The sequence below is a fragment of the Aminobacter sp. J44 genome (assembly GCF_007829415.1).
Lineage (GTDB): Bacteria > Pseudomonadota > Alphaproteobacteria > Rhizobiales > Rhizobiaceae > Aerobium.
Genome location: NZ_VLJG01000019.1, coordinates 36,333 through 57,548, shown reverse-complemented (window position 1 = coordinate 57,548; position 21,216 = coordinate 36,333). Strand labels below are relative to the sequence as shown.

14 protein-coding genes are annotated in these 21,216 nt (G+C 62.5%); 12 read left to right on the top strand and 2 right to left on the bottom strand.

Features of this window, described 5'->3' with window-relative positions; genetic code table 11:
• The first annotated feature begins 73 nt into the window (after nucleotides 1-73).
• The 8 genes from L610_RS09455 to L610_RS09420 all read left to right on the top strand — a co-directional run bounded on the left by L610_RS09455 (nucleotide 74) and on the right by L610_RS09420 (nucleotide 12,265).
• Complete coding sequence (locus tag L610_RS09455) at nucleotides 74-724, top strand: ATP-dependent Clp protease proteolytic subunit (RefSeq protein ID WP_024847793.1); 651 nt, start codon at nucleotides 74-76, stop codon at nucleotides 722-724.
• A 291-nt stretch (nucleotides 725-1,015) separates the two neighbouring features.
• Nucleotides 1,016-2,287 (top strand): ATP-dependent Clp protease ATP-binding subunit ClpX, encoded by a 1,272-nt coding sequence (gene clpX / locus L610_RS09450; protein ID WP_024847792.1) that lies wholly within the window; start codon nucleotides 1,016-1,018, stop codon nucleotides 2,285-2,287.
• 228 nt (nucleotides 2,288-2,515) lie between these two features.
• Nucleotides 2,516-4,924: an endopeptidase La gene (gene lon / locus L610_RS09445; RefSeq protein ID WP_024847791.1), complete on the top strand. Its 2,409-nt coding sequence runs from the start codon at nucleotides 2,516-2,518 to the stop codon at nucleotides 4,922-4,924.
• Nucleotides 4,925-5,270: 346 nt separating this feature from the next.
• Nucleotides 5,271-5,543, top strand: coding sequence for a DNA-binding protein HupB (gene hupB, locus L610_RS09440; RefSeq protein WP_024847790.1), 273 nt, complete (start codon nucleotides 5,271-5,273; stop codon nucleotides 5,541-5,543).
• Nucleotides 5,544-5,774: 231 nt separating this feature from the next.
• The gene (locus L610_RS09435; protein WP_024847789.1) at nucleotides 5,775-6,446 is read left to right on the top strand and encodes a PopZ family protein; all 672 of its coding nucleotides are present in this window, start codon (nucleotides 5,775-5,777) and stop codon (nucleotides 6,444-6,446) included.
• Between the two features lie 494 nt (nucleotides 6,447-6,940).
• Entirely contained in the window at nucleotides 6,941-9,712 is a 2,772-nt protein-coding gene (locus L610_RS09430) for a valine--tRNA ligase (RefSeq protein ID WP_144704538.1), read from the top strand.
• A 236-nt stretch (nucleotides 9,713-9,948) separates the two neighbouring features.
• Entirely contained in the window at nucleotides 9,949-11,115 is a 1,167-nt protein-coding gene (locus tag L610_RS09425; RefSeq protein WP_144704535.1) for an OmpP1/FadL family transporter, read from the top strand.
• A 334-nt stretch (nucleotides 11,116-11,449) separates the two neighbouring features.
• Nucleotides 11,450-12,265, top strand: coding sequence for a tetratricopeptide repeat protein (locus L610_RS09420; protein ID WP_144704532.1), 816 nt, complete (start codon nucleotides 11,450-11,452; stop codon nucleotides 12,263-12,265).
• A gap of 27 nt (nucleotides 12,266-12,292) precedes the next feature.
• Here the strand turns inward: L610_RS09420 and xth are convergent, their stop codons facing one another.
• Entirely contained in the window at nucleotides 12,293-13,081 is a 789-nt protein-coding gene (xth, locus tag L610_RS09415) for an exodeoxyribonuclease III (protein WP_144704529.1), read from the bottom strand.
• A 5-nt stretch (nucleotides 13,082-13,086) separates the two neighbouring features.
• Nucleotides 13,087-13,437 (bottom strand): iron-sulfur cluster insertion protein ErpA, encoded by a 351-nt coding sequence (gene erpA, locus L610_RS09410; protein WP_144704526.1) that lies wholly within the window; start codon nucleotides 13,435-13,437, stop codon nucleotides 13,087-13,089.
• 85 nt (nucleotides 13,438-13,522) lie between these two features.
• Between erpA and L610_RS09405 the strand changes: the two genes are divergently transcribed.
• The 4 genes from L610_RS09405 (at nucleotide 13,523) to nagZ (ending at nucleotide 21,194) form a co-directional block, all read left to right on the top strand.
• The gene (locus L610_RS09405) at nucleotides 13,523-14,737 is read left to right on the top strand and encodes a deoxyguanosinetriphosphate triphosphohydrolase (protein WP_246658974.1); all 1,215 of its coding nucleotides are present in this window, start codon (nucleotides 13,523-13,525) and stop codon (nucleotides 14,735-14,737) included.
• Nucleotides 14,738-14,799: 62 nt separating this feature from the next.
• Nucleotides 14,800-16,557, top strand: coding sequence for an arginine--tRNA ligase (argS, locus tag L610_RS09400; protein WP_144704520.1), 1,758 nt, complete (start codon nucleotides 14,800-14,802; stop codon nucleotides 16,555-16,557).
• A gap of 101 nt (nucleotides 16,558-16,658) precedes the next feature.
• Nucleotides 16,659-20,057: an SPOR domain-containing protein gene (locus L610_RS09395; protein ID WP_144704516.1), complete on the top strand. Its 3,399-nt coding sequence runs from the start codon at nucleotides 16,659-16,661 to the stop codon at nucleotides 20,055-20,057.
• 117 nt (nucleotides 20,058-20,174) lie between these two features.
• A complete protein-coding gene (gene nagZ / locus L610_RS09390) occupies nucleotides 20,175-21,194 on the top strand; it encodes a beta-N-acetylhexosaminidase (protein WP_024847779.1) in 1,020 nt (339 codons plus the stop codon).
• Nucleotides 21,195-21,216: the final 22 nt, after the last annotated feature.

Genomic DNA, 21,216 nt, shown 5'->3' with positions numbered 1-21,216 from the left:
CTATTTAGCGACTGAACAGAAACTTCGATTCAGGCCTTCAGGCCGAGTAATAATCTCCTGGAAGGGACATTCGATGCGGGACCCCGTCGAACACTACATGAATCTCGTGCCGATGGTGGTCGAACAGACCAATCGGGGCGAGCGCGCCTACGACATCTTCTCGCGCCTGCTCAAGGAGCGCATCATTTTCATCACGGGTCCGATCGAGGATGGTATGGCGTCGCTCGTTTGCGCGCAGCTGCTCTTCCTTGAGGCTGAGAACCCGAAGAAGGAAATCAACCTCTACATCAATTCGCCCGGCGGCGTCGTGACCTCGGGCCTGGCGATGTACGACACCATGCAGTTCATCAAGCCGCCGGTCTCGACGCTCTGCGTCGGCCAGGCGATGTCTGCCGGCTCGCTGCTCCTTTGCGCTGGTGCCAAGGGTATGCGCTATGCCACTCCGAATGCGTCCATCATGGTCCATCAGCCTTCCGGCGGATACCAGGGTCAGGCCACGGACATCCTTATTCATGCGCAGTGGACCGAAGCGCTGAAGCGCCGTCTCAATGAGATCTACGTCAAGCACACCGGACAGGATTACGAGACGATCCACTCCGCGCTGGAGCGTGACCGCTTCATGACTGCCGAACAGGCCAAGGATTTCGGCCTGATCGACCAGATCATCGAATCGCGCGACGCCGTCGAAACAGCGTCATCTGCCGCTGCTCCTTCCGCTACGTAACTGATGTAGGCATGGCGCATGAGGCAAAATTCTCGCCTCGTGCGCCATTTCCGTCACAATTTGCTGTTCCCACGGAACGGGTGACGACCTACGTTAAGCCTATGTTGAGTTTCGACCGCGTAGCTTTCCGATTTGGAACGCTGGCGTTCGCTGCAGTACCGGCCTTCTCAAGGGTGCCGGCCGACGCGGGCGGGACATAGGCATTGGCAGGGGCGCGTTCCCGCCATTATGTTAGACCTGAAAGGCCACGCTTGTTGCGGGCCCCAGTAAGGCCGAAAGGACTTGGATAACATGAGCAAGGTCAGCAACGGTGGCGGCGATTCCAAGAACACGCTGTACTGCTCGTTCTGCGGCAAGAGCCAGCACGAGGTTCGCAAGCTGATCGCTGGCCCGACGGTATTCATCTGTGATGAGTGCGTTGAGCTTTGCATGGACATCATCCGCGAGGAGAACAAGACCTCGATGGTGAAGTCCCGCGAGGGCGTTCCTACTCCGCAGGAAATCCTCGCAGTGCTTGATGACTATGTGATCGGACAGTCCTACGCGAAGCGCGTGCTGTCGGTGGCCGTCCACAATCACTACAAGCGCCTCGCGCACGCCTCGAAGAACCAGGACGTCGAGCTGGCGAAGTCGAACATCCTGCTGATCGGCCCGACCGGCTGCGGCAAGACGTTGCTGGCGCAGACGCTGGCACGAATCATCGACGTGCCGTTCACGATGGCTGATGCCACGACGCTTACCGAAGCCGGATATGTTGGCGAGGACGTCGAGAACATCATCCTGAAGCTGCTGCAGGCTGCCGACTACAATGTCGAGCGCGCCCAGCGCGGCATCGTCTACATCGACGAGATCGACAAGATTTCCCGCAAGTCGGACAATCCGTCGATCACCCGCGACGTTTCGGGCGAGGGCGTCCAGCAGGCGCTTCTGAAGATCATGGAAGGAACCGTTGCCTCGGTTCCGCCGCAGGGTGGCCGCAAGCATCCGCAGCAGGAATTCCTGCAGGTGGATACCTCGAACATCCTGTTCATCTGCGGCGGCGCGTTCGCTGGTCTCGACCGCATCATTTCGGATCGCGGCCGCAAGACCTCGATCGGCTTCGGCGCGACTGTCGAGGCTCCGGAAGACCGCCGCACGGGCGAGCTGTTCCGCCAGGTTGAGCCTGAGGATCTGCTGAAGTTCGGCCTCATCCCTGAGTTCGTCGGCCGTCTGCCGGTTCTGGCGACGCTCGAGGACCTTGACGAGGCTGCGCTGATCCAGATCCTGACCGAGCCGAAGAACGCATTGGTCAAGCAGTACCAGCGCCTGTTCGAGATGGAGAACGTGGAACTGACGTTCCACGAGAGCGCGCTGTCGGCGATCGCCAAGAAGGCGATTGAGCGCAAGACCGGTGCTCGCGGCCTGCGTTCGATCATGGAGGCGATCCTCCTCGACACCATGTTCGAGCTGCCCGCGCTGGAAGGCGTCCAGGAAGTCGTCATCTCCGACGAGGTGGTGTCTGGCAACGCCCGTCCACTGTACATCTACGCGGAAAAGGAAAAGGGCAGCGCCGCAAGCGCCTGATGCGCTTGCTGATTGCCGAATTCTTTGGAGCGGCGCCGACAGGCGCCGCTTTCGTTTGGGTGGCCCTTGATCTTGGGGTAATGCCACTCCAACTAAGCAGTCGAGATGACCGCCCAGTTCTACCGTGCTGTGAACCTCGGTCCCCGGAGGTAGGCGGAAGGGCGCGCGGTCGCTAATATCGAGAATCGCGGCTGGCCATTGGGCGGTCGCGATATGAAAGGTTGGACTATGACCACATCACCGAGGTCTGCTGGCGAAGGCACCTACGCGGTCCTGCCGCTGCGCGACATCGTCGTCTTCCCGCACATGATCGTGCCGCTGTTTGTCGGCCGCGAGAAGTCGATCCGCGCACTGGAGGAAGTGATGGGTGCCGACAAGCAGATTTTGCTTGCCACCCAGATGAATGCTGCGGATGACGACCCTGCTGGTGACGCGATCTACGACGTCGGCACGCTCGCGAATGTCCTGCAGCTGCTGAAGCTGCCCGACGGCACCGTCAAGGTGCTGGTGGAGGGCACTGCTCGCGCAAAGATCAACCGGTTCCTCGACCGTGAGGAGTTTCACGAGGCCGAGGCCGCCGTGCTCGTCGAGCCGGTGGAGGACGAAGTCGAGATCGAAGCGCTTGCGCGCTCCGTCGTGGCCGACTTCGAAAACTATGTGAAGCTCAACAAGAAGATTTCACCGGAGGTCGTGGGCGCGGCCAGCCAGATCGACGACTATTCGAAGCTGGCGGACACCGTTGCATCGCACCTCGCGATCAAGATCACCGAGAAGCAGGAAATCCTCGCCACCCTTTCGGTCAAGGACCGTCTGGAGAAGGCGATGGGCTTCATGGAAGCCGAGATCTCCGTGCTGCAGGTGGAAAAGCGCATCCGCTCGCGCGTCAAGCGCCAGATGGAGAAGACCCAGCGCGAGTACTACCTCAACGAGCAGATGAAGGCGATCCAGAAGGAACTCGGCGAGGGCGAAGACGGCCGTGACGAGGCTTCCGAGATTGAGGAGCGCATCAAGAAGACCAAGCTGTCCAAGGAGGCACGCGAGAAGGCTGAGGCCGAGCTGAAGAAGCTGCGGACGATGTCGCCGATGTCTGCCGAGGCCACCGTGGTCCGCAATTACCTCGACTGGCTGCTGTCGCTTCCGTGGCAGAAGTTCTCGAAGGTCAAGAAGGACCTGGCATACGCTGAAGAGGTGCTCGACGCTGATCACTTCGGTCTCGACAAGGTCAAGGAGCGTATCGTCGAGTATCTGGCGGTCCAGAGCCGTCAGAAGAAGCTCAAGGGTCCGATCCTCTGCCTCGTCGGACCTCCCGGTGTCGGCAAGACCTCGCTTGCGAAGTCGATCGCCAAAGCCACCGGACGTGAATATGTCCGTATGGCGCTGGGCGGCGTCCGTGACGAGGCCGAGATCCGCGGTCACCGTCGCACCTACATCGGCTCGATGCCCGGCAAGGTCATCCAGTCGATGAAGAAGGCGAAGAAGTCGAACCCGCTGTTCCTGCTGGACGAGATCGACAAGCTCGGCCAGGACTACCGCGGTGATCCGTCTTCGGCGCTGCTGGAGGTGCTGGATCCGGAGCAGAACTCGACCTTCATGGATCACTACCTCGAGGTCGAATACGACCTGTCGGGCGTGATGTTCGTGACGACGGCCAATACGCTGAACATCCCCGGTCCGCTCATGGACCGCATGGAGATCATCCGTATTGCCGGCTACACGGAGGACGAGAAGGTTGAGATCGCCAAGCGGCACCTGCTGCCCAAGGCGGTTCGCGACCACGCGCTCCAGCCGAGGGAGTTCTCGATTACAGACGAGGCGCTGCGCCTGGCCATTCAGCAGTACACGCGTGAGGCCGGTGTCCGTAACCTCGAGCGCGAACTGATGAAGCTCGCGCGAAAGGCCGTGACGGAGATCCTGCGGACGAAGAAGAAGTCCGTGAAGATCACCAAGGACAACCTTGCCGACTATCTCGGCGTGCCGCGCTATCGCCACGGCATGGCCGAGGGCGAGGATCAGGTCGGTGTGGTCACCGGTCTGGCTTGGACTGAGGTCGGCGGCGAGCTGCTGACGATCGAAGGCGTCATGATGCCCGGCAAGGGCAAGATGACGGTGACCGGCAACCTGCGCGACGTGATGAAGGAGTCGATCTCGGCTGCTGCGTCTTACGTCCGCTCGCGTGCCATCGACTTCGGCATCGAGCCGCCGCTGTTCGACAAGCGGGACATCCACGTCCACGTGCCGGAAGGCGCAACGCCGAAGGATGGTCCGTCTGCCGGTACCGCGATGGCGACGGCGATCGTGTCGGTGCTCACCGGCATCCCGGTCCGCAAGGACGTTGCCATGACGGGTGAGATCACCCTGCGTGGCCGCGTGCTGCCGATCGGTGGCCTGAAGGAGAAGCTGCTTGCAGCGCTTCGCGGCGGCATCAAGAAGGTGCTGATCCCGGAAGAGAACGCGAAGGACCTCGCAGATATTCCGGAGAACGTGAAGAGCGGCCTCGAAATCGTACCGGTCAGCAGGGTAGGTGAGGTGCTCCGTCATGCGCTCACGCGTATGCCGGAACCGATCGAGTGGGTGGAGCCGGTAGAGCCGGTTGCAGCGAAGACAGAGGACGCTTCGGCGACCACTTTGGCCCACTGACGCCACGTAAACAGGCTTCATGACGAAAAAGCCGGGTTTTTGACCCGGCTTCAGACTGCTGACAAAGTTCCGCGAGCCTTCAAATCAGGCTTGTTRATTCCGAYCCGTTCTCACTTTGAATCTGAGACGTTCCGTGAATCTCGGGCTCCGGAAAGGTGCGTCGAGGGTTTGTCAACAAACTGAAGCCGGGTTTTTGACCCGGCTTTTTTGCTGAAACCCGCAGAAACCCGGGAAAAACCGCGGAATTCCGCGCTTTCCCGCTTGGTGTATTCCTGTTGATTTCCTAAAGTTTGCTCCTCGCCGGATGAGTCAGTCACCGGTCTTTTCACAGGGAAGGGAATTCTCCATGAACAAGAATGAACTCGTTTCCGCGGTAGCGGACGCCGCCAAGCTCTCCAAGGCTGACGCCCAGGCTGCTGTCGATGCGGTTTTTTCGGTCATCGCTAATGAACTGAAGAACGGCGGCGACGTTCGCCTTGTTGGTTTCGGAAACTTCTCGGTCTCCAAGCGCGAAGCGACGACCGGCCGTAACCCGCAGACCGGCGCTGAAGTGAAGATCCCGGCTCGCAACGTGCCGAAGTTCTCGGCAGGCAAGGGCCTGAAGGACGCGGTGAACTAATCAACTTCCGTGACAGGCGGGGGAAGTGCTGAAAAAGCCGGACCATTCGTCCGGCTTTTTCATTTAGGACTTCTGGAAATGCTGGAGGCGACGCCCAGCAAACTTGTGTGAAACTGAAGCACCTTCAAGGGGGCGATTCACACTTCAGTAACGCTCCGCTAGCCTAAGCGATGATTCGGCAGTCCGGTGAGCGTCCGGACGATGCCGATAGCATAAGCGGCGGACGTGACGATGGCACAGACTGGCAGCGCGCAGCGCGAACCTTCAATGGAAGAGATCCTGGCGTCGATCCGCAGGATCATCGAGGACAGTGACAGCGTCAGGCAGCCACTCGAAGAGCCCGCGGAATTGCGCGTGGTCTCGCCTGCAGTGGAAGAGCAGGCTCCCGCGACGGACGAGGTCCAGGCATTCCGGGCGGAGCTCGATGAGGCCGTTGAGGCTGTTGCCGAGCAAATGGCGGAGCAGGTTGCTGAGCCGGCTGCTCCAGCGGCGGAGGCACCCGTAGAACCGCAGGTGCGCGAGGTGCCGCAAGTTCAGCTCTCTGCGGAGGAGCTGACCGACGTCGACGTGCAGAAGGCCGTGGAGGCCGTTTCGGCGCCGCAGGCGGCTGCACCGCAGGCACAGCCTGTTGTGGCTGCAGCTCCGAATTCGGCACCAGGTGGCGAGACGACGATTTCCGGCGCGCGTCCGGCTCTTCTTTCCGAGACGACGCAGCGCCAGGTCTCGGCGGCATTCGGCGAGCTTTCCGAGGCATTCGCGGCAAGCCGCCGCCGCTCGTTCGACGAGATGGCGGAAGAGATGCTGCGCCCGATGCTGCAGGAGTGGCTCGACAATAACCTGCCGACGTTGGTTGAGCGCCTCGTGCGCGAGGAGATCGAGCGCGTGGCACGCGGCGGACAGTAAGTCCTCCACGGCGCTTCGCAGCGGTAAACCTCTTCCTTCCCGTCCTCCTTCAGGGTCATGACGTTGTCGCGAAGAATGGCGGTGAACTTCGTGTCGTGGAAGGGCGTCTGGTCGCGCCGCTTCGTTGACTCATTGTAGATGAAGCCGACATTGTCGGTGGTGACGCACGCGTACGCGGCGTCCTCCGCCTGTGCGACGATCGTGCTTGCTGTCAGGGCCGCGCACGCCATGACGGCAACGATATGGTTCTTCAAGATTGCTTTCCTGCGAACGGGGTGGTGGTGGGTTCACGCCGCTGATAAACCTCCGCGCGAATTTCACAACCCGCGCGGGCACGTGAGCGCCGCTGTTCAACAGCCTTGGCGGCGCCGCGGAAGAGGCTGGCGAAATCACCCGAAAAGCATAGGTATAGGTGCACCAATGCCGCCCGGTTGACTCGGATGCTCCCATCCGGTTTACACCGCTGAAATTCCGCAAACAGGCTGGAGCTCTTCATGCTCGACAAGACATACGACGCCAAGGCCGTCGAACCGATCATCGCGAAGTCGTGGGAGGAAGCGAACGCTTTCGCAGCCGGCGCCGGCTCCCAGCCAGGAGCGGAGTCCTTTGCGATCGTAATCCCGCCGCCGAACGTCACTGGCTCGCTGCACATGGGCCATGCGCTCAACAACACGCTGCAGGACATCATGGTCCGCTTCGAGCGCATGCGCGGCAAAAACGTGCTGTGGCAGCCGGGCATGGACCATGCCGGCATCGCAACCCAGATGGTTGTGGAGCGCAAACTTGCGGCCGAAGGCATCCGCCGCCGCGACCTCACGCGCGAGCAGTTCATCGACAACGTCTGGGAGTGGAAGGGCGAATCCGGCGGCATGATCTTCAACCAGCTCAAGCGGCTGGGTGCGTCGTGCGACTGGTCGCGCGAGCGCTTCACCATGGACGACGGCCTTTCGGAGGCCGTCCTCGAGGTGTTCGTCACGCTCTATCGCGAGGGCCTGATCTACAAGGACAAGCGCCTCGTCAACTGGGATCCGAAGCTGCTGACGGCGATCTCCGACCTTGAGGTTGAGCAGATCGAGCTGGACGGCAACCTCTGGCACTTCCGCTATCCGGTCGAGGGCGTGGAGTTTAATCCGGAAGACCCGTCGACCTACATCACCGTCGCGACCACGCGTCCGGAGACGATGCTTGGCGATACGGGTGTTGCCGTTCATCCTGAGGACGAGCGCTACACGGCACTGGTCGGCAAGAATGTCATCCTGCCGCTGGTTGGCCGCCGCATTCAGGTTGTCGCGGACGAGTATTCGGATCCGGAGAAGGGTACGGGCGCGGTGAAGATCACGCCGGCTCACGACTTCAACGACTTCGAAGTCGGCAAGCGCCACCACCTGCGTATGATCAACATCCTGAACACGGATGCCACGGTCAACATCATCGACAACGACGACTTCCTTGAAGGCGTCGAGATCACTTACGAGCGCACGGCCGTCTGGCAGCGTCTGCACGGCCTCGACCGCTTCGAGGCTCGCCGCCTGATCGTCGAGCTGATGGAAGAGGGCGGTTACCTCGCCAAGATCGAGCCGCACCGCCACATGGTTCCGCATGGCGACCGCGGCGGCGTGCCGATCGAGCCGTTCCTGACCGACCAGTGGTATGTCGACGCCAAGACGCTGGCCCAGCCGGCGATCGAGGCGGTTCGCTCGGGCCGCACCAAGTTCGTTCCGAAGAACTGGGAAAAGACCTATTTCGAGTGGATGGAGAACATCCAGCCGTGGTGCATCTCGCGCCAGCTGTGGTGGGGTCACCAGATCCCGGCTTGGTATGGTCCGGACGGCCACGTCTTCGTCGCCAAAAGCGAGAAGGAAGCCCTCGACGAGGCGGTTGAATATTACCTCGCCGTTGACACGCCGTGGCGCGAATGGGTCAAGGACAAGCTGGAGAACTTCAAGCCGGACGAGATCCTTACCCGGGACGAGGACGTGCTCGACACCTGGTTCTCGTCGGCGCTGTGGCCGTTCTCGACGCTTGGCTGGCCGCAGAAGACCAAGGAGCTTGATACCTACTACCAGACTGACGTGCTGGTGACCGGCTTCGACATCATCTTCTTCTGGGTTGCCCGCATGATGATGATGGGCCTCCACTTCATGAAGGAGGAGCCGTTCCACACCGTCTACGTCCACGCGCTCGTTCGCGACAAGACCGGCGCCAAGATGTCGAAGTCCAAGGGCAACGTCATCGACCCGCTCGAGCTTATCGACGAGTACGGGGCAGACGCGCTGCGCTTCACGCTGGCGATCATGGCCGCGCAGGGCCGCGACGTGAAGCTCGACCCGGCCCGCGTTGCCGGCTACCGCAACTTTGGCACCAAGCTCTGGAACGCCACGCGCTTTGCCGAGATGAACGAGGTCAAGCGCGACCCGAACTTCGTTCCGGAAGATGCGAAGCTGACGCTGAACCGCTGGGCGCTCACCGAGCTGTCCCGCACGACGGCGGCGATCACGGACGCGATCACGTCGTACCGCTTCAATGACGCGGCCTCGGCGGCCTATCGCTTCGTCTGGAACCTCGTCTGCGACTGGTACGTCGAGCTGCTCAAGCCCGTCTTCAGCGGCGAGGACGAAGCCGCCAAGGCAGAAAGCCGTGCATGCATGGCCTACGTGCTCGATGAGATCTACAAGCTGCTCCACCCGATGATGCCGTTCATGACGGAGGAACTGTGGCGCCAGACTGCAGAGCGCGACACGCTGCTCTGCCACGCCGCGTGGCCGACGCCGGACTTCGAGGACGAGGAAGCTGCAGCTGAGATCAACTGGCTGATCGAACTCGTCACCGGCATTCGTTCGGTTCGTTCCGAGATGAACGTTCCGCCGGCTGCCACCGCGCCGCTGGTGCTCGTCGGCGCCAACGCGCTTACCCGCGAACGTGCGGGCCGTCACGCTCCGGCGATCCGTCGCCTGGCACGCGTTACGGAGGTTGGCTTCGCTGATGCGGCTCCCAAGGGCTCTGCGCAGATCGTCATCGGCGAGGCGACCGGCTGTCTGCCCCTCGGCGACCTGATCGATCTGAAGGCCGAGGAGGCGCGTCTCGCCAAGGAGCTTGGCAAGAACGCCGACGAAATCGCGCGCATCGAAAAGAAGCTCGCCAACCCGAATTTCGTCGCCAAGGCTGCGCCCGAGGTGGTCGAAACCGAGCGCGAAAAGCTCGCCGAACTGCAGGAAGCGCGGGCTCGTCTCGACGCTGCGCTGATTCGCGTGCGCAACGCCGGTTGATTTGACCAATACGTAAACTGCAGATTGCAAATCCGGATCCCTGTTGCAGAGTTGCAGCAGGGATTTTTCTTTTTGAATCAGACGTTTAGCTTTATGAAAGTTTTAAGTTTCGCGGGGTATCGTCGATCAAAAGCGAAAATGGCACTGCCGCAGAAGATTGCCGGAGACAAAGCTAAAGGTTCTTCTAGCTTCGGCGTAAGGGGATTGGGGACCCCGGAAGCATAACGGAGGATTTAATGCGTTATTGGGGACTACATGCAGCGGTCGGTGGAGCATTGCTTCTTTCCTCCGCAGCAGCGCAGGCGGGTGGGTTCGCGCGGGGCACTGCAGATACAGATATACTGTATGAACCAGGCACTATAGCTGCGCGAGCGGGGGCAACCGCAGTCATCGTCAATCGTAAGTTCACTGAAAATTCAAACCCGGCACTGGTCGGCAAGAACCCGTTCGACAACTACATTGTTCCGTCGGCCGCGGTGAAGTACCAGATCGTACCGAATTTCGCCTGCGCCGGCACCTATACGCATGGCTTCGGCGCGGCGGGTGACTGGACGGATGGCGGTGGCACCGTCACCGGCAAGCTGACCGAGGAATTCATCGTTCATGAAGCGGGCCTGACCTGCGGCGCCAACATTGAAGTTGGCCGTGGCAAGCTCTGGCTGCTGGGTGGCGCATTCGTCGACTACTTCGACTATGAGCGCGAGGGCTTCGTGCCGACCTTGGGTCGCGCACCGACGCTGCTGCAGCTTGACGGCACCGACGTTGGCTACCGCCTCGGCGTCGCCTATGAGATCCCTGAGATCGCGCTGCGTACGCAGCTGATGTATCGCTCGGGCACCTCGTTCGGCGCGAGCGGCAAGCTGACCGCTCCGATGGCTGCGCTCATTCCGGGTGCTCCGAGCATCGCCCCCGTCACGGTTGACGCGACCGGCGTCGGTAGCCTGCCGCAGTCCGTCGAGTTCAAGATGCAGACAGGCATTGCGCCGGGCTGGCTGGCGATGGGCTCGATCAAGTGGACGGACTGGAGCCGTCTCGACACGCTCGACGTGTTTGGTCCTACTGGCTCACTGGTCACCCGCAACGAATACTACTGGCGCGATGGCTGGACCGTATCTGCGGGCCTTGGCCACAAGTTCACGGAAAACCTTTCCGGGACGATCAACTTCCAGTGGGATAAGGGCGTGTCCACCGGCTACGACCTGATGGGCGATACCTACACTGTCGGTCTTGGTGTCTCCTACAAGGACAGCATCGGCGGTGAGCTGCGCGGCGGTGTGGGTTTGAACTACCTGAGCTCGGTGCGGGAAACCGCGTATCCATCGCCCTACAACCCGTCGGGGAATGCGGCGGTCGGTTCCGGCTGGGCCGTCAGCTTCGGCGGCAGCTACAAGCTGACCTGGTAACGCTTCGAGATCAGTCGAACGCCCGTGCTAGTCACGGGCGTTTCTCGTTCTGTGGCGGTTGTGCAACAGTGCTGCATCGACCGCTCTGGACCGCAAGGTGCCCCCTTCGAAATGCCAATTTCCCGCCATAAACCGGGCGCACCTCAGGTCTCTATTATCAAGGTGCCGTAAGAGCATCGAAACGGACAGGGCGTCGCGTCACCCGCGACAAGGATGATGATGGAAGTGCGGAACGGTAACAAATTCCTCGTTCGGGTCGGACGCATGCCGACCAGCAAGGAATCCACGCCCAACTCCGCGATCCGGGTGGCCAGGACGTGGGAAACAGGGCGTCATGCGTGTAGCTGAGTTCGTCAGGATCGGAATTCTTTCAGTCGCCACCTGTGGGGCGTGCGGACTCACGGTTTCGAACGCCTTTGCCCTCGATCAGTCGGTCATCGGAACCGCGGAAGAAACAGAAAAGCGCAATCCCTGGGCGGTGTTTCGCCTCGGCTTCAGTGCCTACAAGAGCGGGCACAAGGATCAGGCCATCGAGGCCTATCGCTACGCGGCGGAGAACGGCCAGCTCGGCGCCCGCTGGAAGCTTGCCCGAATGTACGCCGAGGGTGACGGCGTCACCCGCAACGACTACGAAGCCTACAAGTTCTTCCAGGAGATCGCGGCGCAGGATGTGGAGCCCGGCTCGCCCGACGGCAGCTACGTCGCCGACGCGCTGGTGGCGCTTGGCCGCTACACCCAGTGGGGCATTCCCGGCACTCCGGTCCAGCCTAATCCCGCTGCCGCGCAGGACTATTTCATGCGCGCCGCCGCGACCTACCGCAACCCCGAGGCCCAGTTCGAGGTCGGCAACATGCTGCTGAACGGGGAAGGGGGCATGAAGGCCAACATCCAGCAGGCGGGTCGCTGGTTCCAGCTCGCTGCCCAGAAGGGCCACGCGGGCGCGCAGGCGACCCTTGGCAACCTTCTTTTCCAGAGCGGCAAGGTGGTCCGTGGCCTCGCCATGATGACTGCCGCGCTCGAGCGTGCGCGTCCGGGCGACAAGCAGTGGATCCGGGGCATGCAGGAAGAGGCGTTCGCGCTGGCCGACGAGGCCGACCGCAGGACGGCGATTGCCCTTGCACAGGACATGCTGGTCCAGGGCGAGAACTGACCCTCTGCTTCCGATGTCTTCTGTGTCTTAATTGAGCGCGAGTTCGGCGACTGCCGGAACGTGGTCTGACGGCTTTTCCCAGGCGCGGACATATTTCTCGACGCTGGTCGAGGTCAGATAGTTCGCGGCTTCCGGCGACAGCAGCAGGTGGTCGATGCGAATGCCGTTGTTCTTCTGCCAGGCGCCGGCCTGGTAATCCCAGAAGGTATAGATACCGGCCTCGTCTGTGGTGGTGCGGATCGCATCGGTGAAGCCGAGGTGCCAGATGCGACGCAGCGCCTGCCGGCTCTCAGGCTGGAACAGGGCGTCGTTGAACCACTGTTCGATGTACTTCGCGTCCTGCGGTTCGGGGATCACGTTGTAGTCGCCAGCAAGGATCAGCGGCTCTTCCAGCGCGAGCCGGTCATTCGCCCAACGCTCGAGCCGGTCCATCCAGCGCAGCTTGTAGCCGAACTTGCGATCCTCTGAGATCGGGTTGCCGTTGGGCAGGTACAACGAGACGACGCGCAGTGCGCCCTGCGATGTCGAGAACACGCCCTCGATGAAGCGCGCCTGTTCGTCTTCGTCGTCGCCGGGGAGGCCGCGGTTCACCTCGTCGAAGCGCAGCTTCGACAGAATCGCTACGCCGTTGAAGCCTTTCTGGCCGTGAGTCTCGACATGGTAGCCGAGCGCCTCGATCTCGAGTCGCGGAAAACCCTCATCGACGGTTTTGATTTCCTGCAGGCAGACGATGTCCGGCTGGCTGTCCTTGAGCCAGGTCAGCAGGTTGTCGATGCGTGCCTTGACGCCGTTGATGTTCCAGGTCGCGATTTTCATGGAGTTCAGATCGAGAAGGAGGTGCCGCAGCCGCAGGAGGCCACGGCATTCGGGTTCTTGATCTGGAACGACTGGCCCATCAGGTCGTCGACGAAATCAATCACCGAACCGCCCATGTAGACGAGCGACAGGTCATCGATCAGCACCATCGCACCGTCCTTTTCAAAGACGACGTCATCGTCATTGCGCGTATCGGTCAGATCCATCTTGTAGGAGAAGCCGGAGCAGCCACCGCCTTCAACCGTGATGCGCAGGCCGATCTTGCCGGGCTCGCCAGCCACGATCTTCTTGATTCGATTGGCAGCCGAGTCGGTCAGCTCGACGCCCTTCATGCCTGTCTTTGCATCGACGCCCATAGCCGTCACCTTGCGTTCGCATTTGCACAATAGGTATGAACAGCCATCAGGCAAGTCAACAAGCGGTGGGTCTCAAGTGACCGGATTGTCAGGAACGCTCGAAGGGATCGGCTTCGGATATCGCCCCCGGGCCCCATATGCATGCGAGCCGGCGAAGTCACGCGGACGCCTCTATCCCGAGCCGGAAAGCCCGACCCGCACGCCGTTCCAGCGCGACCGCGACCGGATCATCCACTCGACCGCGTTCAGGCGGCTGAAGCACAAGACCCAGGTCTTCATCGCCCATGAAGGCGACCACTACCGCACGCGCCTGACACATTCGATCGAAGTCGCGCAGATTGCCCGCGCACTCGCGAGGGCGCTGTGCGTCGACGAAGACCTCGCCGAGGCCATCGCTCTCGTCCATGATTTCGGCCACACGCCGTTCGGCCATACCGGCGAGGACGCGCTGGACGGGATGATGAAGCCGTGGGGCGGCTTCGACCACAACGCCCAGTCGCTGCGCATCGTTACCCGCATCGAGCGTCGCTATGCCGAGTTCGACGGACTCAACCTCTGCTGGGAAACGCTGGAGGGGCTGGTAAAGCACAATGGCCCGCTGACCGACAAAGCGGGAAAACCGCTAAAGGGCGAGCTGCCGCTGACGATTGCCACTTTCAACGAGCTGTTCGACCTTGAGCTTTCCAAGCACGCTTCGATCGAGGCACAGGCGGCCGCACTCGCCGATGATATCGCCTACGATGCGCACGACATCGACGACGGGCTGCGCTCCGGGCTGCTGACGCTGTCGATGCTGGAGGACACGCCCCTGCCGGCGAAGATTCTTGCGGAGGTGCGCGAAAAATATCCCGCGCTCGATGCGGTGCGCACCGGCCACGAACTGATGCGTCGGCAGATCACCCGCATGGTCGAGGATGCGATCGGCACCGCGAAGGCCAATCTGGACGAGTTGAAGCCGCAGAGTTCGGCCGATATCCACGATGCCGGCAGACAGATCGTCGCCTTCTCGGAGGAAATGACGGCGGCGGAGAAGGAGCTGAAGCGCTTCATGTACTCGAGGCTCTACCGCCATCCCGACGTGATGGAAAAGCGCCGTGGCGCCGACAAGATCGTCCGCGACCTGTTCGGTCACTACTTTGCCAATCCGCGTGACATGCCGGAGGGCTGGCGCGAGGGGCTCGACCAGGCCGAAGATCGCATCAAAGCGCGCGATGTGGGCGACTTCATCGCCGGTATGACCGACACCTACGCGATCCGCGAGCACAAGCGCCTGTTTGACCACACTCCCGAATTGGGATAGGCGGAGCGCAAAATTCACGGGGCCGCACGGCCCATTCCCGCATCGAAGCTGGGTAGCTGACCATGAATATCTTCACGCAGTTCGCGTCGCGCATCAACAATGCGATTGAACAGCTCGGGCTGACGCCGAAAGACGGCGGCACGCTCGACCTTTCGCGAATTGCAGTCGAGCCCCCGCGCGATCCGAGCCACGGCGATTTGGCCACGAACGCCGCCATGGTGCTGGCCAAGAGCGTCGGCGAAAAACCGCGCGCGCTGGCCGAAAAGCTGTCAAAGGTGCTCGCCGAGGATGCCGATGTGGCCGCAGCGGAAGTTGCCGGTCCGGGCTTCGTCAACCTGCGCCTTGCCGACGGCTTCTGGCAGGAGCGTCTCAGCGAAATCCTTGATGCGGGCACCGATTACGGTCGCTCGACGGTGGGCGGCAACCGCAAGGTCAATGTCGAATACGTATCGGCCAACCCGACCGGCCCCATGCATGTCGGCCACTGCCGTGGCGCGGTCGTCGGCGACGCGCTCGCCAACATCATGGCGTTCGCCGGCTTCGACGTGACCAAGGAATACTACATCAATGATGCCGGCACGCAGATCGACGTGCTGGCCCGCTCGGTGATGCTCCGCTACCGCGAGGCGCTGGGCGAGCAGATCAGCGAGATCCCGTCGGGCCTCTATCCGGGCGACTATCTCGTGCCGGTCGGTAAGGCGCTGGCCGACGAGTTCGGCGAGAAGTTGCTGTCGATGGCCGAGGACGAAGCGATCGCGATTGTCAAGGAACGCACCATTGCGGCCATGATGCAGATGATCCGCGAGGACCTCGAGGCGCTGAACGTGCGCCACGACGTCTTTTTCTCAGAGCGCACGCTGCATGAGGGCAATGGCAGCGCGATCCGCACAGCGATCGCCGACCTCACCCTCAAGGGGCACGTCTACAAGGGCAAGCTGCCGCCTCCGAAGGGCGAGAAGAGCGAGGACTGGGAAGACCGCGAGCAGACCCTGTTCCGCTCGACGGTAGTCGGCGATGACCAGGACCGCCCGCTGGTGAAGTCCGATGGCTCGTTCACCTACTTTGCGGCTGACGTCGCCTACATGAAGGACAAGATCAGCCGCGGCTTCGAGGAGCTGGTGTTCATCCTCGGCGCCGACCACGGCGGCTACGTCAAGCGCATGGAGGCGCTTGGCAAGGCGCTGTCCGGCGGCTCCGTCGACGTGACGATCCTGCTCTGCAACCTCGTGAAGCTGTTCCGCAACGGCGAGCCGGTCCGCATGTCGAAGCGGGCAGGGGAGTTCGTCACGCTGCGCGACGTGGTCGACGAAGTAGGCCGCGATCCGATCCGCTTCATGATGCTCTATCGCAAGAACACCGAGCCGCTTGATTTCGACTTCGCGAAGGTCACCGAGCAGTCGAAGGACAATCCGGTGTTCTACGTGCAGTACGCCTCAGCGCGCTGTCACTCTGTCTTTCGGCAGGCGAAGGAACAGCTCGGCGAGGGCTGGACCGACCGCAAGAAGATGCAGGAAACCGCGCATCTGCTGGTCGATGAAGGCGAAATCGCCATCATCCGGAAGCTGGCAGAATATCCGCGCCTGATCGAGTCTGCTGCGCAGTCGATGGAGCCGCATCGCCTGGCCTTCTACCTCTATGATCTTGCGCAGGTGTTCCATTCGCACTGGAATCGCGGCACCGACAACCCGTCGTTACGGATTATTAAGGTTAACGAACCAGAATTGACGCACGCCAGGCTGGGACTGGTGCAGGCCGTTTCGGATGTTCTGACATCTGGCCTTGCGTTGATCGGCGCAGATGCGCCTACGGAAATGCGCTAGGGTTCTCAAAACGTTCTGCCACCGTTTGCCCACAATGCCTTGGTAACGCAACCTAACGTGACGTCGCCGGCGTCCGATCGAGTCCGAGTGCGGGAAAAAGCATGGCAGACACCAATCAGAACACGCGCGGCCAGTTGCCGGACAATGATCCGTTCGCAGAACTCACGCGCATAATGGGTCTCGACCCGCGCCCGGCCGCTTCGGCGGCCGCCCCCGCCGCGCCTGCGGAAGACGATTTCGGTATCGACCTTGAAAAGGAACTGATGGGCGAACTCGCGTCTGACGAGTTTGCCCAGCCGGAAGCTGCGCCGTCGGTCCAGTGGTCAGACGATTCGGCATCCGTCGCTGCAGCACCTGCTGAACCGACATTTGAGCCGGCTCCTGAGCCTGTCGTCGCCCACCAGCCCGAGCCTGCGCAGCCGCAGGCGTCGAACTGGGACGAGAGCCTGGACGAAGTTCTCGCGCGCGAGCTGCTCGCCACCACCGAATTTGACGAGGAAGAAGAGGCCGAGGCTCCGCAGGCTGTCGCTCAGCCACAGCCTGCGCCGCAACCGGTCGTCACGCGCGCGGAACCCGCGCCGGCGGCTACCTCCGACGAGGAGGAGGATGAGGTCGAGGTTGTTGACCCGGCCCAGGTGATCGCGACTGCCGCGGAACTCTATCTCAACAACGACGAACTCTGGCCGCTCGAAAAGCTCGAGCCCTTCATGACCGAGGTTCCTGCCGAGGCAGAAGACGAGCAGCAGCCGGAAGAATCGACGGCTGACAGCGTTGAAGTGGCTCCGGTCGTCCAGCAGTTCGCTCCGGTTGTGGCGCCGGTAACCGCCGAGGTTGAAGCACCTGTCGAGGAGTTTGCGCCTACTGCCGAGGAAGAAGTGCAGGCTGCGGACATCGATGATCTCGACTTTGATTTTGGGCCGCTGGACGATTTCGAACAGGACGAGCCGCTCGCGGCCGTTGCCGAGGAAGAGCCTGTCGCCGCCTACGACGAGGTCCCTGAGGTAACCTTCGAGGCTGATGCTTTCGACGAAGACGTTGCTCCGGCCGTTGCTGCCGAGGCGACCGAGGACACGTTCGACTTCGAGCCGTTCGAGCTCGACCTGAACGACGAGGCGCTTGCCGAGCCGGAAGAGACGGTTGAGGCCGTCGAGGCAGAAGCTGCTCCGGTTGAGATCGCCGATAATGCGGCCGATGACTTCCACTTCGAACCGTTCGAGCTTGAGCTCACCGACGCGCCGGCCGAGCCGGTAGCACTTGAGCCTGAGACTGTTCACGCAGAGGAGCCTGCGGCTCAGGCTGCCGAGGACGATTTCTCGTTCGAGCCGTTCGAGTTCGATCTGAACGATGAACCGGCAGACGAAGCCCCTGTGGTTGAGACTGTCGCCGTTGATCCCGCACCGATCTTCCCGACTTCGACGACGCACCTGCACATCGCGCCGGCCGAGCCATCTTTCGAGGACGAGCTGACCGCGCTGCTGAATGCCGAGGAAAAGCCTGCCGCTGTCGCCGCACCGGCCCCGCAGCCGGCCGCCAACTCCTGGCAGCCTTCGGTCAACACATTCGGTCGAGCCAGCCTTTCCGAGCCGGAAATCGCGTTCGATGAGGAGCCCGCTCCTGCATCCGTCTCTCGTGAGCCGGAACCGGAGCACGATGATCTCGACAACATCTTTGGTGACTTCTCGCTCGATATTGACGAGCCGGTAGCGGCCGAGCCCCAGCAGGCGCCGGAACCGGTTGTGGTGGAAGCGCCGCGCCGCGTGATGCCGCCGGTTGAGGAGCCGGATTTCGACGCCATCTTTGACGAGGACTTCGACATTCACGTCGAGAACGAGGCACCGAAGGCCCAGCCGGCACCGTCCTACTTCCCGCAAGCGGCCGKTGCWGCCGSTGCGGTTGGTGCTGCAGCCGCCAGCAGCTGGACATCGCGTGCAACGCCGTCCTTCGGCGAAGCTGAGCCCAAGGCCGAGCCAACGACCTCCTATGGCCAGTCGACCTCTTACGGTTCGACCTCTGCTGCCACCTCGTCCTGGGGCACGCCGGCCGCTGCCGCAAAGGAGGAAGCCCCGGAGATCGAGACCATCGAAGTGGTCGAGGCCGCTCCGCGCCTCGAAGACGACCTCGACATTCCGGAAGTCCCGTACGAGGAACCCACGCCTCCGGCCGATCCGTTCGACTCGTTTGAGGCAGAGCTCGCGCATGGCTTCGATGACATGCAGGATCCCCACGCGTCGACTGCGCCGGCTGCTGCCGCGCCGTCCAGGGCCGACGCGAGCAAGCCGGATCTTGCCGAGGAGGAGGCCCGCTGGCTCTCCGCCCCGCCGATGTCCGACGACAGCTTCGACTATGAATCGGAAGTCGATCAGGAACTCGCTGCTGCTCCGTATGAGCCCAAGCGCGTCGAAGCGGCACCCCGCCGCCGCGGCACGATGCTCGCGTTCGCTGTTGCTGGCATCGCCATCGTCGCTGCCGTTGGCTTCGTCGGCGCATCGTTCTTCGGCGAGGGTTCTGACGGCCCGGCGCTGGTGAAGGCGGATGACGAGCCGCTGAAGGTTCGCCCCGAAAACCCGGGCGGTACTACAGTGCCGAACCAGAACAGCAAGGTTTATGAAAGCGTTGCGAGCAAGGGCACAGAAACTGCTCCAGGTCAGGAACGCCTGATCTCGACCGCCGAGGAGCCGGTTGATGTGCTGCAGCAGACCGATAGCGACTCCGCTCTTGCGCCGGGTATCGACGATCAGGGCAACGCCGACGACATGGTCGGCATGGAAGTCGGCAGCTCCGAGGATGACGGCAGCGATGAGCTCGCCGCCGTGATGGGCCAGCCGAAGTCCGAGGATCGTATAGATCCGGCAGCCCAGCCGGCCGAAAACGCACCGGCGGAAGAAGTCGCAGCCGTCACGCCGCGCAAGGTGCGCACCATGGTCGTCCGACCGGACGGCACGCTGGTGCCGCGCGAGGATCCGGCTCCGGTCGCCGAAGCCGCTCCGGCACAGCAGAATGCCGCGACGTCGGTTCTGGAAGCTCCGGCTGTCGGCACACCTTCGGTTGACGGCGCCGCCGCACTTTCGGCCGAGGCAGAAGATGACGGCATCGTCGTCGAGACGCCGCAGACGGTCGCCGTCGTTCCGACGCCTCGCGTGGAGCCCGGTCAGGCCCCGCAGCGTCAGGCAGCGGCACCGCAGCCGCAGCAGAAGGCGGCCCCGGCACCGACCCCGGCTTCGGCGTCGACCGCTGCCGCGCCGGCAGGCCAGGCTGCAGGCGGCTGGTCGATGCAGATCGCCTCTCAGCCGACCGCCGAGGGCGCGCAGGCCGCCTATCAGGATCTTGCCCGCCGCTATGGCAGCGTGCTCCAGGGCAGGGGCGTCGACATCGTCCGCGCCGACATCGAGGGCCGCGGCACCTACTACCGGGTGCGCATCCCGGCATCGAGCCGCGACGAGGCCATCCAGCTCTGCACCCGCTACAAGGCGGCAGGCGGCAGCTGCTTCGTGTCGCGCTGATCCCGAGAAAAGACCGATCAAGGCCACCTTCGGGTGGCCTTTTTCATTTGTGGACCGTTTCAATCGGTACTGGACAGTTTGATGCGCCGCACGGCGCTTCCGGATATGATTCGAGACATGAGCGAATCAAAAGCAATGATCCTGGGCTCGTCGGGTCCGACGCTGATCCCGGACGAAGTGGCCTTCTACCGCGAGCAGCGGCCGTGGGCCTTCATCCTTTTTGCCCGCAATATCGTTGACGCACAGCAGGTGCGCGATCTCGTCGCCGCGATGCGCGACTGCGCCGGAAATCCCGACGCCCCGGTCTTCATCGACCAGGAGGGCGGCCGCGTGCAGCGGCTGCGTCCTCCGCTCGCTCCCAACTATCCGCCCGGCGCTGCCCTTGGCGCGCTGTACCAGAAGTACCCGGATGCAGGCCTGCGCGCGGCCTGGCTGGTCTCGCGCCTCCATGCGTTCGACCTGCGCAAGTTCGACATCACGGCTGACTGCCTGCCGGTGCTGGACGTACCGGTCGAGGGCGCACATGACGTGATCGGCGACCGCGCCTACGGCAAGGAGCCGGGCATCGTCACGCTGATGGGCCGCTCGGCCATGGAAGGCCTCAAGGCGGGCGGCGTGCTGCCGGTCATCAAGCACATTCCCGGCCACGGCCGCGCCTTTGCCGACAGCCACCACAATCTGCCTGTTGTCGAAGCAACGCTCGATGAACTACGCGCGCACGATTTTCCGCCGTTCCGCGCGCTCTCCGACGCGCCGATGGCGATGACGGCGCATGTTGTCTACACGGCGATCGATCCCGAGCGCCCGGCCACGACCTCGCCGAAGGCGATCAATGAAATCATCCGCAAGGAGCTGCAGTTCGACGGGCTGCTGATGAGTGATGACGTGTCGATGAAGGCGCTATCTGGCGACTTCGCCGAGCGCACCGAGGCGATCTTTGCTGCCGGCTGCGATGTCGTCCTCCACTGCAACGGCATCATGGACGAGATGAAGGCTGTCGCGAGCCGCACCCCGGTGCTGGCGGGTGACGCGTCGCGCCGTGCGCATTTAGCGGTGCAGGGGCTCGCCATCAACGATGGCGCGAGCGAGGCGGAAATCCGGGCGGAATTCGAGGCCCTGTTCGGGGCGGTAGCATAAGGAAGGCCATTGGCGACGACAC

What these genes read in the sequence shown, in the direction of transcription:
- L610_RS09455 (WP_024847793.1), top strand. Translation starts at nt 74, where the DNA reads ATGCGGGACCCCGTCGAACACTACATGAATCTCGTGCCGATGGTGGTC.
- clpX (WP_024847792.1), top strand. Translation starts at nt 1,016, where the DNA reads ATGAGCAAGGTCAGCAACGGTGGCGGCGATTCCAAGAACACGCTGTAC.
- lon (WP_024847791.1), top strand. Translation starts at nt 2,516, where the DNA reads ATGACCACATCACCGAGGTCTGCTGGCGAAGGCACCTACGCGGTCCTG.
- hupB (WP_024847790.1), top strand. Translation starts at nt 5,271, where the DNA reads ATGAACAAGAATGAACTCGTTTCCGCGGTAGCGGACGCCGCCAAGCTC.
- L610_RS09435 (WP_024847789.1), top strand. Translation starts at nt 5,775, where the DNA reads ATGGCACAGACTGGCAGCGCGCAGCGCGAACCTTCAATGGAAGAGATC.
- L610_RS09430 (WP_144704538.1), top strand. Translation starts at nt 6,941, where the DNA reads ATGCTCGACAAGACATACGACGCCAAGGCCGTCGAACCGATCATCGCG.
- L610_RS09425 (WP_144704535.1), top strand. Translation starts at nt 9,949, where the DNA reads ATGCGTTATTGGGGACTACATGCAGCGGTCGGTGGAGCATTGCTTCTT.
- L610_RS09420 (WP_144704532.1), top strand. Translation starts at nt 11,450, where the DNA reads ATGCGTGTAGCTGAGTTCGTCAGGATCGGAATTCTTTCAGTCGCCACC.
- xth (WP_144704529.1), bottom strand. Translation starts at nt 13,081, where the DNA reads ATGAAAATCGCGACCTGGAACATCAACGGCGTCAAGGCACGCATCGAC.
- erpA (WP_144704526.1), bottom strand. Translation starts at nt 13,437, where the DNA reads ATGGGCGTCGATGCAAAGACAGGCATGAAGGGCGTCGAGCTGACCGAC.
- argS (WP_144704520.1), top strand. Translation starts at nt 14,800, where the DNA reads ATGAATATCTTCACGCAGTTCGCGTCGCGCATCAACAATGCGATTGAA.
- nagZ (WP_024847779.1), top strand. Translation starts at nt 20,175, where the DNA reads ATGAGCGAATCAAAAGCAATGATCCTGGGCTCGTCGGGTCCGACGCTG.